Source organism: Labedaea rhizosphaerae, assembly GCF_004362825.1.
Classification (GTDB): Bacteria; Actinomycetota; Actinomycetes; order Mycobacteriales; family Pseudonocardiaceae; genus Labedaea; species Labedaea rhizosphaerae.
In genome coordinates this window covers 198,098-210,708 of record NZ_SNXZ01000005.1, presented here as the reverse complement: position 1 = coordinate 210,708, position 12,611 = coordinate 198,098, and the positions used below count along the sequence as shown (strand labels likewise).

At 70.8% G+C, this 12,611-nt stretch carries 13 protein-coding genes; 10 read left to right on the top strand and 3 right to left on the bottom strand.

Going from position 1 to position 12,611, the window contains the following annotated elements; genetic code table 11:
- Positions 1–17: 17 nt before the first annotated feature.
- Complete coding sequence (locus tag EV186_RS27640) at positions 18–533, bottom strand: cysteine dioxygenase family protein (RefSeq protein WP_166659365.1); 516 nt, start codon at positions 531–533, stop codon at positions 18–20.
- A 74-nt stretch (positions 534–607) separates the two neighbouring features.
- Here EV186_RS27640 and EV186_RS27635 point away from each other — a divergent pair, with 74 nt between their 5' ends.
- From EV186_RS27635 to EV186_RS27590, 10 genes are all read left to right on the top strand, one after another.
- Positions 608–1,492, top strand: a complete 885-nt coding sequence (locus EV186_RS27635) for a LysR family transcriptional regulator (RefSeq protein ID WP_133852379.1) — start codon at positions 608–610, stop codon at positions 1,490–1,492.
- A gap of 25 nt (positions 1,493–1,517) precedes the next feature.
- Positions 1,518–1,859: a YciI family protein gene (locus EV186_RS27630; protein ID WP_133852378.1), complete on the top strand. Its 342-nt coding sequence runs from the start codon at positions 1,518–1,520 to the stop codon at positions 1,857–1,859.
- 2 nt (positions 1,860–1,861) lie between these two features.
- Positions 1,862–3,019, top strand: a complete 1,158-nt coding sequence (locus EV186_RS27625) for an RNA polymerase sigma factor (protein WP_166659364.1) — start codon at positions 1,862–1,864, stop codon at positions 3,017–3,019.
- A 67-nt stretch (positions 3,020–3,086) separates the two neighbouring features.
- Positions 3,087–3,611, top strand: a complete 525-nt coding sequence (locus EV186_RS27620) for a YceI family protein (RefSeq protein WP_133852377.1) — start codon at positions 3,087–3,089, stop codon at positions 3,609–3,611.
- A 10-nt stretch (positions 3,612–3,621) separates the two neighbouring features.
- Complete coding sequence (locus EV186_RS27615; RefSeq protein WP_133852376.1) at positions 3,622–4,032, top strand: ester cyclase; 411 nt, start codon at positions 3,622–3,624, stop codon at positions 4,030–4,032.
- A 201-nt stretch (positions 4,033–4,233) separates the two neighbouring features.
- A complete protein-coding gene (locus tag EV186_RS27610) occupies positions 4,234–5,211 on the top strand; it encodes a hypothetical protein (protein WP_133852375.1) in 978 nt (325 codons plus the stop codon).
- Positions 5,212–5,229: 18 nt separating this feature from the next.
- The gene (locus tag EV186_RS27605) at positions 5,230–6,219 is read left to right on the top strand and encodes a hypothetical protein (protein WP_133852374.1); all 990 of its coding nucleotides are present in this window, start codon (positions 5,230–5,232) and stop codon (positions 6,217–6,219) included.
- A gap of 39 nt (positions 6,220–6,258) precedes the next feature.
- Positions 6,259–8,286, top strand: coding sequence for an NHL repeat-containing protein (locus EV186_RS27600; RefSeq protein ID WP_133852373.1), 2,028 nt, complete (start codon positions 6,259–6,261; stop codon positions 8,284–8,286).
- Positions 8,286–9,239, top strand: coding sequence for an acetylxylan esterase (locus EV186_RS27595; protein ID WP_133852372.1), 954 nt, complete (start codon positions 8,286–8,288; stop codon positions 9,237–9,239). The genes EV186_RS27600 and EV186_RS27595 overlap by 1 nt, the downstream gene beginning before the upstream one ends.
- A complete protein-coding gene (locus tag EV186_RS27590) occupies positions 9,239–10,513 on the top strand; it encodes a Gfo/Idh/MocA family protein (RefSeq protein WP_133852371.1) in 1,275 nt (424 codons plus the stop codon). The genes EV186_RS27595 and EV186_RS27590 overlap by 1 nt, the downstream gene beginning before the upstream one ends.
- Here the strand turns inward: EV186_RS27590 and EV186_RS27585 are convergent.
- Both EV186_RS27585 and EV186_RS27580 read right to left on the bottom strand, forming a co-directional pair.
- Positions 10,497–11,654, bottom strand: coding sequence for a hypothetical protein (locus tag EV186_RS27585; RefSeq protein WP_133852370.1), 1,158 nt, complete (start codon positions 11,652–11,654; stop codon positions 10,497–10,499). The two genes, EV186_RS27590 and EV186_RS27585, sit on opposite strands and share 17 nt — an antisense overlap.
- Positions 11,651–12,610, bottom strand: coding sequence for an N-acetylglucosamine kinase (locus EV186_RS27580; protein ID WP_133852369.1), 960 nt, complete (start codon positions 12,608–12,610; stop codon positions 11,651–11,653). The genes EV186_RS27585 and EV186_RS27580 overlap by 4 nt, the downstream gene beginning before the upstream one ends.
- Between the last annotated feature and the right edge of the window lies 1 nt (position 12,611).

The window sequence follows — 12,611 nt, the reverse complement described above, 5'->3', positions numbered from 1 at the left end:
TCAGTGGTGGTGCTCGTTCAGCGGTGGGCGAGTGCGCGAACGGGGGCGTCGTAGGTGCGCCGGGCGCTGGAGCCGGCCACGCGCAGGTCGACGCCGTAGACGTGCAGCGAGATCGTCACCCGGTCGGTGTCGTTGTGGATGCGGTGGATGTCGCCGGGTGGCGCGAGCGCGCTGATCGAGCCCTCGACGTTGCGTGTGGTGGCGGTTTCGACCAGGAAGTCGCCGTGGTCCTCGTACTGCGTTTCCTGCTCACTGCCTTCGAGCACGCAGACCACGCACCAGCACAGGTGGTCGTGGATGCGGGTCAGCTGGCCCGGCCGCCACACGATGGCCAGCAACGAGAAATCGTCCTCGGCGTGCAGGAGGTGACCGGCCGCCCGGTCCGGACCGCCGAGTCGCTGCTCGGGCGTCAGCAAGGCCGAGGTCGGCCGGTGCGCACCGAGCAAAGCGCCGATGCGGGCGGCGGTCGCGGCCGCGTCCCGGCCGGCTTGGACGGTGGGCCGGAGCAGGTCTGCGATGTCTTGGCTGTTCATGCCATTGACCATGACAGCCGCGGATTCATAGGTCCAATGCCGACTTCTGAGCATTCCATCGATAAGGTTGATGAATGCTCGACACCATGCGGTTACGCGTTCTCGCCGCGGTGGCGGCGCACGGATCGGTGACGAAGGCCGCCGAGGCGTTGCACTACTCGCAGCCGGCGGTCAGCCACCACCTCGCCCGGCTGGAGGCCGAGACCGGCGTGCGGCTGCTGCGCAAGGTCGGCCGCGGCATCCGGCTCACCGAGGAAGGGGAGCTGCTTGCCCGGCGTGCCACCGAGATCGTCGGGCGGCTGGACGCCGCGCACGACGAGCTCTCGGCGTTCGCCGGGCTGCGCCGTGGCCGGGTGCGGGTCGCCGGGTTCCAGTCGGCGCTCAGCGAACTGGTGCCCGCCACCGCCACCGCGATGACGGCCAAGCACCCGAACCTGGAGCTGCAGTTGGTCGACGCGCACCCGAAGGTCGCGCTCGGCCTGCTGCGCAAGGGCGACGTCGACTGCGCGCTGATCTTCCGCTACGACGACGAGGTGCCCGAGGGCGTCCGCACCCGCTACCTGCTCGACGACCCGATGTACCTGCTCAGCCGAACCCCGGGCGAGACCCTGACCGACCACGTCGACTCGCCGTGGATCGCCGGGTGCGAGAACTGCCGCGCCGAGTTCGTCGACGCGTGCGCGGCCGCCGGGTTCACCCCGCGCATCGCCTACACCAGCGACGACGTGATCGTGGAGCAGTCGCTCGTCGCGGCCGGGCTCGGCGTGACGACCATTCCCGGTCTGTCGCTGCGGTCGCACCGCGCCGCGGGCATCGAGGCCACCGAGATCCCCGGGTTCCGCCGCCGGATCCTGCTCGCCACCTTCGGCGACCCGCCCGACCCGCCCGCCACGGCGGCCTTCGTCGCCGCCCTCGACGAAGTTGTCCCGAACGTCGTCGCGCGTTCGTCTTCTGGGTGAGAGCACACTGTTCACGGAGGTAGCGATGTTGTACGCCATGATGATCCACACCGACCCGAGCCGCATCCAGGCGCTCTCGGCGGCGGACCTCGAGACGGCGTACGCCGAATACCTGGAGCTGGCGCACGACCCGCGCTGCGTCTCGTTCGCGCAGCTGCAGCCGGCCGACACCGCGACCTGCGTCAAAGGGGACGGCGACCGGACGCTGATCACCGACGGCCCGTTCGCCGACACCAAGGAGGTGCTCGGCGGCTTCTGCCTGATCGAGGCGGCCGACCTGGACGAGGTGCTGGAGATGGCCGCGCGCAGCCCGGCGGTGCGCTGGGTCGGCGGCACCATCGAGGTCCGGCCCGTGGCGCAGTCCTGACCGTGCTCGGCAAGATCTTCCGCGACGAGTGGGGCCGCGTGCTGGCTTCGCTCGTGGGGTACCTGGGCGACTTCGACAAGGCCGAGGACGCCGCGCAGGAGGCGTTCGCGATCGCGGCGCAGCGCTGGCCGGACACCGGCGTGCCCGACAACCCGGGCGCCTGGCTGGTCACCACGGCCCGTAACAAGGCGATCGACCGCATCCGCCGCGAACGCACCCTCGCCGCGAAGCTCCACTTGCTCGGTGCACCGGAGGCCGTGGCCGACGAGGTCACCGACACCGTGATCAAGGACGAACGGCTCGAGCTGATCTTCACGTGCTGCCACCCGGCGCTGCCGCTGGACGGGCAGGTCGCGCTCACCCTGCGCGCACTCGGCGGCCTCGCCACCGCGGAGATCGCCGCGGCGTTCCTGGTGTCCGAGGAGACCATGAAGCGGCGCCTGACCCGCGCCAAGGCGAAGATCAAGGCGACCGGGATCCCGTTCGCCGTGCCCGGCGCGCGCCTGCTGCCCGAGCGGCTCGACGCTGTGCTCGCCGTGCTCTACCTCATCTACAACGAGGGTTACCGCGGCCGCGTCGACCTCGGCGCCGAAGCAATCCGGCTCGGGCGCGTGCTGGCCACGCTCATGCCGGAGGAGCCCGAGGTCCACGGCCTGCTGGCGTTGATGCTGATCCACCACGCCCGCCGCGATGCCCGCTTCGCCGGCGACGACCTCGTCCTGCTCGACGAGCAGGATCGGTCACTCTGGGATCTCGACCAGCTCGCGGAGGGGCGCACGGTCCTGGGCCGCGCGTACGCGCTCGGCGGGCGTGGTGCCTATGCCGTGCAGGCCTTGATCGCGTCCATGCAGACGCGCGAGCCGATCGACTGGGCACGCATCGCCCAGCTCTACGGGCACCTCGCGGCACTGACCGGGTCGCCGGTGGTCGAGCTCAACCGGGCGGTCGCCGTCGCACAAGCCGGTGATCCGGCGCAAGCCTTGCGCGCGATCGACCGGCTCGACCTGGACGGCTACCGCTACTTCCACTCGACACGGGGTGAACTGCTCCGGCGCCTCGGCCGCGCCGAGGAGGCCAAAGCGGCTTATCGCAAGGCGCTCGACCTGGCCACGTCCACGCCCGAACGGCGGTTCCTGACCAGGCGCCTCGACGAATTCTGAATCGGCTGTCCCTTCGGCACGTGCCCGCTCGTCGCCTTCACGACAAGCGAGACCACTGGAGGGAACCATGACCGTCTCCACCGCGATCCCGGGGTACGTGGCCGGAACGTGGCGGGCCGACCCCGCGAACTGCACGATCGCCTTCGCCGTGCGCCAGCTGGCGATCAGCAAGGTACGCGGCCGGTTCGCCGCAGGCGACGTCACCATCGTCACGGGCGACAACCCGCAGCACTCGTCGGTCACCGCGACCATCGGCACCGGCTCGCTCGACACCGGGAACCCGCGCCGGGACAAGCACCTGCGCTCGGCGGCCTACCTCGACGCCGAGCGGTTCCCGGACATGACCTACCGGTCGACCCGGCTCTGGCCGACGGAGCACGGCTGGGTGGTCGACGGCACCCTGACGCTGCGCGGTGTCACCGCGCGAGTCCCGCTTTCCTTGACCCTGACCGAATTCGACGGTCGCCGGGCCCGGTTCACCGCGACCGCGCGGATCAGCCGGCGCGAGTTCGGCGCGGGGCCGTCGCTCGCCGGCATCGTCGCCGACGCGGTGTCGATCGAGCTCGAGATCCCCGCCGTCCGCGAGAACTGAAGGACGAACCATGTACAAGCGCCTGCACGACGCCATCAACACCAACGACCACGACCTGATCATGAAGACGATCGAGGAGGTCATGCGGCCCGACGTGGTGATCAGCACGCCGCTGCCGATCAAGGCCACCGGCGTGGACGCGTTCAAGGAGGTGTTCACCGTACTGGGCAAGGCCTTCCCGGACCTGCACATCGCCGTGGAGGACGAGATCCGCGAGGGCGACAAGGTGGCCTGCCGCACCAAGGTCACCGGGACCCACCTCGGCGAGTACCTGGGGGTGGCGCCGACCGGGAAGACCATCACCTACAACGAGATCTTCATCTTCCGGCTCGTCGACGAACGGATCGCGCAGACGTGGGGCGTGGTGGATTTCGCCGCGCAGTTGCGTCAGCTGGGCCTGCTGCAGTTCCCGCCGGCCTGATCACCGCCCGCCGGTCTGGCCGATGTTCCGGGCATGACCGTAATCGCCCGCAATGGGCGCACCGCACGTTCAGATGACCTCTCCGTCGGAACGGTCGCGGGTTGATGTCCTTGACGTCACACCGCGACCGCTCTAACGTGTCTTGGTAATTACGGTCGGGCCCGTAATAAACCGCAGACCCATGGGAAGGTCGTGGTACGGATGCGTGGCACCGGTTCACCCAGAACTCTGCTCAAGCTCGCCGTGGCGGGATTGGCCGCGTTGGTGCTCCCGGTCGTGATCACCGCCGGGACAGCGGACGCGGCGACGACGGCTTACATCTCCGCGCCCGGCACGTATGCGAGCGATCCGTCGAGCACCCCGTCCGGTTCGAAGCACACCCGCGCGCTCGGCGGCACGATCACCATTCCCGCCGGCCAGACGGACTACCTCAGCAGCAAGCTCAACGTGACCGGCTCGGGTGAGGTCACCGAGGTCTCCCACATGGTCTACTGCCGGCGGCCGGGGCAGACGACCAACGCCGCCCAGTTGGTGACCGGCCAGAACGTCCTGACCGGCGCCTCGGTCACGCTGCTCACCCGCGGTTTCGTCACCGCGCCGGCCGACAGCGCGCTCAGCTGCGCGGTCTACGCCCAGTTCGTCAACCACCACGCCGACGTGGCGGGCCACATCACCGTGTTGTCCTCGTCCTACCTGCAGGACGTCTACGGCGCCATCGCCTCGGTCAAGCAGACGTTCAACGGCAAGGTGCTGGTGAACTCCTCCTACAGCGCGAACATCGTGAACTACACCGCACCCGCCGGCGTCACGGCCATCCAGGCGATCGGCGATCTCAACGTGACGGTGTGCTACGGCACGGACAACAACCTCTGCCAGCGCTCGTCGGGCGCACGGATGGACGGCACCCGGTCCTTGGTGGGCACCCAGCTCGTGGCCAACCAGCTGAACGCCGACGGATCGGTCTGCCACACCACGACCAACGGCGCGCTCGCCGGCGTGTACGTCACGACCACCATCCACCACTACAAGATCAACACCTGGATGACGAGCGTGCCGGTGGACTCGACCTGCTCCTCGCGCAACTTCACCGTCTACACCAGGGTGACCGCCAACTCGGGCTACAACTCGTTCCTGATCGAGGCCAACAACCAGAGCGTCGGCGCGGCGTTCGTCGCCTGATCGAGCGGAGGAGGAGTCATGCGGAAACGTCTTGTGAGTTCGTTGGCCACCACCGCCATGGTGCTCGCCGCCGTGTTCGTGGGTTCGACGGCACCGGCGCAAGCGGTGACCTCGAAGGACTTCGGCCCGGTGGTCATCACCGGCATCCCCGTGAGCCAGTCGCCCGCGCTGCAACTGGTCGTCCCGCTGGCGACCATCGACTCGCCGCAACTGGCCGCGGGCTCGAACGCCTATGTCTACTCCGAACTGAACGCGTCGGCGGCCGACCAGGTGAACCTGGTGGACAACGAGATCCGGTGCACCGGGGCCGGAGCGTCCAATGTGGTCATGGGGGAGAACATCCTCCCGGCCACCGGTGACCCCGCGCACCAGAACATCAAGCTGATCACCCGTTTCCTGGTCACCGCGACCAGCGCGGGGGTCATCTCCTGCACGCTCTACCTGCGCACGTCGTCGACCTCGGCGCACGTCGCGAAGGAAACCGTGCAGGGCAACGTGCGGTTCGCGTCCTACTCCATCCCGGGCGACGTGGACGGCGTGGCCATCCAGAAGTCGTTGCCCGCGGGCAACACCGTGCTCAGTTCCACCGTCGTCGCGCCGGTGCTCGACCGGGTGATCCCCGCCGGGTACACGAAGGTCGACGTGGTGGCCGACATGGAATTCCACTGGTGCTCGACGAACTGCACCCAGCAGTTCGCGAAGGCCCGGTTCGCCCTCACCGTCACCACCTCCGGCGGCACGAACTGTTCCAGCGCGCCCGTCGCGCAAACCGACGAGTACGTGGCGCGGGGCGTCAACCACGCGGCGATCCCGCTCTACACCACCGTGGCCGTCCAACCCGGCTGCACCCACCTGCACGCCCAGGTGACCAGCACCTACCTGTCCGGCAACGTCGGGCTGGTCGGCGGGGCGGCCGCCGGCCTGACCGACACCACGGGGCACAGCGGCGACCTGCCCAACCACACGTCCGCGATGACCCACATGTTCGCGCTGCCGCGCACGGGCTGATCCAACGAGGCTGTCAACGAAGTGAAAGTGGACCAAGCTGTGAAACGAATCGGCGCCGTCGTCTGCGCCCTGCTGTTCCTGCTCGCGTCGGCGACGGTGCCGGCCACGGCCCAGCCGGTACCCACCAGCGACCCCGGTGCCCCGCGGTCGCTGGGGGTGCCGCTGACCGACGTGCTGCTCATCGGCGGCACGGTTGGCACGATGTCCGACGGGCGCCGGGTGATCTGGTCGGCGTCGTCGGGCACGCCCGCGATCCTCAACGCCGTCGACCCGACCACCGGGGCGCCGGTGCTGAGCGTGCCGCTGCCCGGTTCGAGCGGTGCGTACGGCGTCGAGCAGGCGCCGGACGGCTCGGTCTACGTCGGCACCTACAGCGACGGCAAGCTCTTCCGGTTGCCGCCCGGGGCCACGCAGGCCGAGGACCTCGGCGTCCCGATCGCCGGGGAGGCGTACGTCTGGGCGATCGTGGTGGCGCCGGACGGCACGGTCTACGGCGGGACGTCGCCGGGCGGCAAGGTGTTCAGCTGGAACCCGCAGACCAAGGCGTTCCACGACTTCGGCGTCATGGCACCCGGCGAGACGTACGTCAAGAGCATCGCCTACGCCAACGGCAAGATCTACGCGGGCGCGTACGCGTCGTGGAAGATCACCGAACTGGACCCGGCCACCGGAGCCAAGCGGTCGCTGCCGATGCCGGCCGATGTCACCAACCCCACGGGCAAGGTGGTCAACGACCTGCGGGCCTACGGCGACTACCTCTACGCGCGTGAGGGCACGCCGCCCGGGCCGCTGCGGGTCTACGACCTGAAGACCGGCCAGTGGACCAACACGGTGCAGAACGCGGCCGGTCTCGACGTGACACCGCCGGGACCGGACGGCCGGGTCTGGTTCTTCAAGCAGTTCGAACCGGGCACGTCCGAGCTGATCGGCTACGACCCCGTGACGCACGCCGAGCAGCGCACCGGGCTGCTGGCGTACGGGAGGATCGTGAACACCCGCGGCATCGGCTGGGCGCCGGTGAACGCCGACGGCTACCCGGGCCAGAGCATCGTCGGGTTGTTCTGGCGCGGGCTGGAGTTCCGCTACAACCCCGAGACCGGCAAGTCCGAGTCGATCCGCACCACCATCCCCGGTCAGCCGACCGAAGTGCTGGCGCTGGCGTCCGGCGCGCCCGGCACGGTCTACGCGGGCGGCTTCCTGCAGGGCGGGTTCGCCACGGTGTCCACAAAGGACGGCAAGGCGACCTACCAGCGGTTCAGCCAGATCGAGTCGATCCTGCCGACCGAGCAGGGCATCGTGATCGGCGCGTACCCGGACGCCCGCGTGTACCGCTACGACCCGGCTCAGCCGTGGTACAGCCCGGAGTACTCCGACGAGGCACCCTCCGGCACGGCGAACCCGGTGCAGCTGCTCAACCTCCACGAGCACGTCCAGGCCCGCCTGGACGCGATGGCGGAGGTCGGCGGCAAGCTGGTCACGGGGTCGATCCCCTCGGGCAACACGCTGGGTGGCACGCTGGCCGTGCTCGACTCGGCCACCGGTGCGACCGTGGCGATCCACGACCAGTTCGTCGCCGACGAAGGCATCATGGCGCTGACCTCGGACGAGAACGGCATCGTCTACGGCACCACGACCGTCGCGGGTGGACTGTCGACCACGCCGCCGACCCAGTCGCAGGCGACGGTCTTCGCCTACGACGTGGCGCACGACAAGAAGCTGTGGGAGGCGCACCCGTCGGCCACCGCGAAGTCGATCACGGCCGTCAAGGTCGACGGCCTGGGTAGGCTCTGGACCGTGGTGGATGGCGACGTGTACCGGCTCGACCCGCGCACCGGCCGGACGCTGAAGGTGCTCGACACCAGCACGACGGCGACCGCGGCGGCGCAGCTGGCCGTGGACGGGCACACGCTCTACGCGCTCGTCGGCGGGCAGCACGTCGTCCAGGTGAACACGGCCAACGGCAAGTGGAAGCCGCTGTTCGACCAGCAGGCGCTGCGCATGGTCTACAACGACGGCGACCTGGTGTTCGCCAACGGCGCCGAGCTGATCGTCCGGCGTGTGCGGTAGTGCCCACGTTCGACTGGCCCCTGGGTGAGCTCCGGCGCTACCAGCCGGAGCTCACCCATGAGCCCGACTTCGACCTGTTCTGGCAGGACACGCTCGCGGCCGCACGGGAGTGCACCGACGCTCCGTCGGCCACGCCCATCGACGCCGGCGTGCGTGCCTTCGCCACCTATGACGTGACCTTCCCCGGCTGGGCGGGCGAGCCGGTGAAGGGCTGGCTCGTGCTGCCATCCGGCGGATCCGCCCGCTGGTGCGTGGTGGAGTACCAGGGTTATGGCGTCGGCCGGGGCCGGGTGCACGACCACCTGTTGTACGCCGCGTGCGGGGTCGCGCAGTTCGTGGTGGACGCGCGCGGGCACTCGCGGGGCGACACCGGCGACCGGTCGGCCGAGTCCTCGGGACCGCACGAGCCCGGGTTCATGACCCAGGGCGCGCACGACCCGCGTGCGCACTACATGCGCCGCCTGATCACCGATGCGGTGCGTGGCCTCGACGCGGCGCGCTCGCTGGTCTCGGCTTCGCGCTTCGCCGTCGCGGGGCCGAGCCAGGGCGGTGGGCAGGCGCTCGCCGTGGCGGCCCTGGGCGATGGCGTGGCCGCCGTGCTGCCGGACGTGCCGTTCCTGTGCGACTACCGGCGGGGTGCCGACGTCTCCGATCGCGTGCCGTACCTCGAGATCGCGCAGTTCCTGCGCAAGCGGCCCGAGCTGGTGGACGACACGTTCCGGACGCTGAGCTACTTCGACGGGATGAACTTCGCGTCCCGTGCCACGGCGCCGTCGCTGTTCTCGGTGGCGTTGATGGATCCGATCGTGCCGCCGTCGACGGTGTTCGCGGCCTACAACCACTACGCGGGGCCGAAGGACATCCGGGTGTACCCGTTCAACGAACACGAAGGTGGGGGATCGTTGCACGCCATGCAGCGGCTGGAGTTCCTGCGCAAGCTGGCGGAGTTCTGATGGCGGTCACGTACGCGATCGTCGGCGCCGGGCAGCGGGGGACGAGCTACGCGGACTGGATCGCGGCCAATCCCGAGCGCGCCCGGGTGGTGGCGGTGGCCGAGCCGCGACCGGCCGCTCGTGCGCGTGTCGCCCGAGGTGCGGCCCGCGAGTTCGCATCCTGGCAGGAGCTGGCCGCGCAACCGCGGCTGGCCGACGTGGCGATCGTCTGCACGCAGGACGCCGACCACGTGGAGCCGGCGGTCGCGTTGGCGCGCAAGGGTTACCACCTGATGGTGGAGAAGCCGATGGCGCCGAACGAGCGGGACTGCGCCCGCATCGTGGCGGCCGTGCGCGAGGCCGGCGTGCTGTTCGCGGTGTGCCACGTGCTGCGGTACCGGCCGTACAACCGGGTGGTCAAGGAGATCCTCGACGCGGGCCGGATCGGCGAGATCGTCAGCGTGCAACACCTGGAACCCGTGGGGTTCTGGCACTTCGCGCACTCGTACGTGCGCGGCAACTGGCGACGCACCGACACGTCGACCTTCTCGCTGATGAGCAAGTCCTGCCACGACATCGACTGGTTGCGGCACGTGGTCGGCAAGCCGATCCGGTCGGTGGCCAGCTTCGGGTCGCTGCGGCACTTCCGTCGCTCCGAGCAGCCGGCGGGTGCGGGGGAGCGGTGCCTGTCGTGCGCGGTCGAGCAGACGTGCCCGTACTCGGCCAAGCGGATCTACCTGGGGATGCTGCGGTCCGGGCGCACGGGCTGGCCGGTGGACGTGCTGACCGACGACGTGACCGAGGCTGGGGTCACCGAAGCGTTGCGGGACGGTCCATACGGCCGGTGCGTGTACACAATGGACAACGACGTGGTCGACCACCAGGTGGTGGCCATGGACTTCGAGGGCGGGGCCACCGCGACCTTCACCATGGCCGCGTTCACCCCGCACGCCGACCGCCGGACCCAGATGCTCGGCACGCGCGGTTTCCTGGACGGCACGGGTTCGCGCGTGCTCGTGCACGACTTCGTGTCGGACACCGCCACCACGGTGAAGACGGTGAGCGACTTCGAGGACTTCGAGGACATCGACGAATCCCGCGGCATCGACACGGACACCGGCCACGGCGGTGGTGACGCGGGCCTGATGGACGCGTTCACCACGGCCGTCGCCACCGGCGACCCGAGCACGATCCTGTCCGGCCCGGACGAGTCGCTGGAGACCCACCTGGCGGTGTTCGCCGCCGAGCGGGCCCGGGTGACGGGCACGGTGCAGCAGGTCAGCGCAGGCGCCTGAGGGTCTCGGCCGCGACGTCCACAAGGGACTCGGCCGCGCCCGCGACGATGGGACTGATGACGGTCTCGTAGGTGGGCTCGCCGGCGAAGGCAGCCCTCGTGGGCAGATAACCGAGGTAACCGCCGACATAGCCGATCAGGATCCCGTTCACCCGGGAGCGCAGGTCCAGGAAGGGCTCGCCGGGAAGGCCGACCAGCCCCACGGGGCCGAGCCGCGCCGCCCGCACGGTGGCCTCGAGCGGGCGATCCGGCCATGGCAGGTGGTCGCGCAGCCGGACGGCCTGGCGCAGGGTTTCCGCTTGCCGGGTCGAACCGCCGGCCGAGATCGCCGAACCACGTTCGGTGGGAAGGACGACCGTGTCGGCTCGGGCCGTGCGCACCGGGCCGGACGTGCAGTCGACGGGCAGCGCCCGCACCACCTGGTCGGCGACCACCGCACCGAGCCGCGCGCACTCCCCGAGGTCGGCCGCCTGGCGGACGCCACGCGTGCTGATGTCCCCGGCCGCACCCGTCGCGACCACGGTCCACACGCCGAGCCGGTCGGTCAACGCGCGCCGCACGGCCCCGGTGAGGTCGGCGCTGACGACCGTGCTGCTCGCCGGGAGAACCGTCGGATGCACTGGCAGCACGGCGAAAAGCCCGGTCAGCTCGTCGCGCGGACCGCGGAAGGCGATGACGTCCACGGGTACCGGCCGGGTCGCGCCCGGCTTGCTGCGCACGGAGCCCACGTCGGTCACCGACACCAGCGAGGCGCCGATCGTGGAAGTGACCTCGCCGGCCACCGCGTCAGCGCCGGCGCGTCGCGCGGCCGCGGTGACGACCTCGGTCCACGGCGGGGGAGTGGCCGCGCCACCCGGCACGCAGCCGGTCTCGGGTCCGGAATGCGTGTGGGTCGCACACACCCACACGTCGTCGATGCCGAGTTCGATGAGCTCCCGCTCGACCGCGTCGGCAAGATCGACGTTCACGCACACCACATCGAGCACGACGAACGCCATCCGCCGCGCGCCGTCGGACACGGTCACGACGTGGGCTTCCAGCGGGTCCGCGACCCCGGTGCTGGCCGAGGGCCGGTCGACGTAGCCACCCATCGGCGACCCGTCAGGCACCGGGATGGTCGCGGTGCCGTGCCCCGCCTTCACTCGGCGATCGCCACCTCGGCGTACTCCGCCACCCCGATCAGCGCGTCGAAGGCGCGGCCGTACTCGCCCGCGGCCAACAGCTTCGCCCCGTCGAGGCAGCCGCCGCGGGCCTCGGCCACGACCAGCCCGTGCCGGGTCGCCGCGGCGGTGAAGGCCTTGCGCAGCAAGTCGTTGGTCATGATCTGGCCGACCGCGCAGCACCGGGGGTGCTCACCGGCGCCCAGCGCGTCGGCCGCCGCAAGGGCCGCGCTCTTGGCCAGGTCGGCCGCCGCTCGCGCGACGATCCCACCCGCGACCACGTCGCCGCGCTCGGCGGCGTGCAACACCGCCACGGCGAACTCGGCGACGATCTCGGTCGGGTTCGCCGCGCCGTGCAACCGGCGCGCGGCGTTCAGATCCAGGCCGCCGAGGTGGGCCCGGGCCTGCTCGGTCAACGTCGTCGCGGGCCCACGCCCGTCGACCGCCGCGAAAGCCGCGCGCAGCCCGGCCACGCCCATCGCCGACCCGCTGCCGTGGTCGCCGAGGATCGGGCCCCAGCCGTCGACCCGGGCGCACGTCTCGCCGTCGGACCACAACGCGATCGCACCGGTTCCGGCCGACACCACCACGCCGGCCGCACCGCGGAACGCGCCGAGGTGCGCGGTCACCGCGTCCTCGGTCACCAGTACCCGTCCCGCGCCGAGCCGGGCACGCAGCTCTTCGGCCAGCTCGTGGCGTTCGTCCTGGGTGCCGGGCGCGGCCGTGGTGCCGACCGACACGAGGTCGGGCGGCTGGGGCAGCCGGAGGTTGCGCACGGCGTCGACCACCGCGTCCACGCCACTCGACCCGGGCGGCGTGCCGCGGGTCAGCGACAGACCCGGCCCGGCCGAATGCACCCGCGCGCCGCTGCCGACCCGCGCCTCGGCCCGCGTCCCGGACTTGCCCTGGTCGACCGCGACCACCGTTGGTTCGGCCATG

Coding starts and splice junctions, on each gene's coding strand:
- EV186_RS27580 (WP_133852369.1), bottom strand. CDS start 12,610: ATGGCCGAACCAACGGTGGTCGCGGTCGACCAGGGCAAGTCCGGGACG.
- EV186_RS27610 (WP_133852375.1), top strand. CDS start 4,234: ATGCGTGGCACCGGTTCACCCAGAACTCTGCTCAAGCTCGCCGTGGCG.
- EV186_RS27635 (WP_133852379.1), top strand. CDS start 608: ATGCTCGACACCATGCGGTTACGCGTTCTCGCCGCGGTGGCGGCGCAC.
- EV186_RS27620 (WP_133852377.1), top strand. CDS start 3,087: ATGACCGTCTCCACCGCGATCCCGGGGTACGTGGCCGGAACGTGGCGG.
- EV186_RS27615 (WP_133852376.1), top strand. CDS start 3,622: ATGTACAAGCGCCTGCACGACGCCATCAACACCAACGACCACGACCTG.
- EV186_RS27630 (WP_133852378.1), top strand. CDS start 1,518: ATGTTGTACGCCATGATGATCCACACCGACCCGAGCCGCATCCAGGCG.
- EV186_RS27640 (WP_166659365.1), bottom strand. CDS start 533: ATGAACAGCCAAGACATCGCAGACCTGCTCCGGCCCACCGTCCAAGCC.
- EV186_RS27605 (WP_133852374.1), top strand. CDS start 5,230: ATGCGGAAACGTCTTGTGAGTTCGTTGGCCACCACCGCCATGGTGCTC.
- EV186_RS27590 (WP_133852371.1), top strand. CDS start 9,239: ATGGCGGTCACGTACGCGATCGTCGGCGCCGGGCAGCGGGGGACGAGC.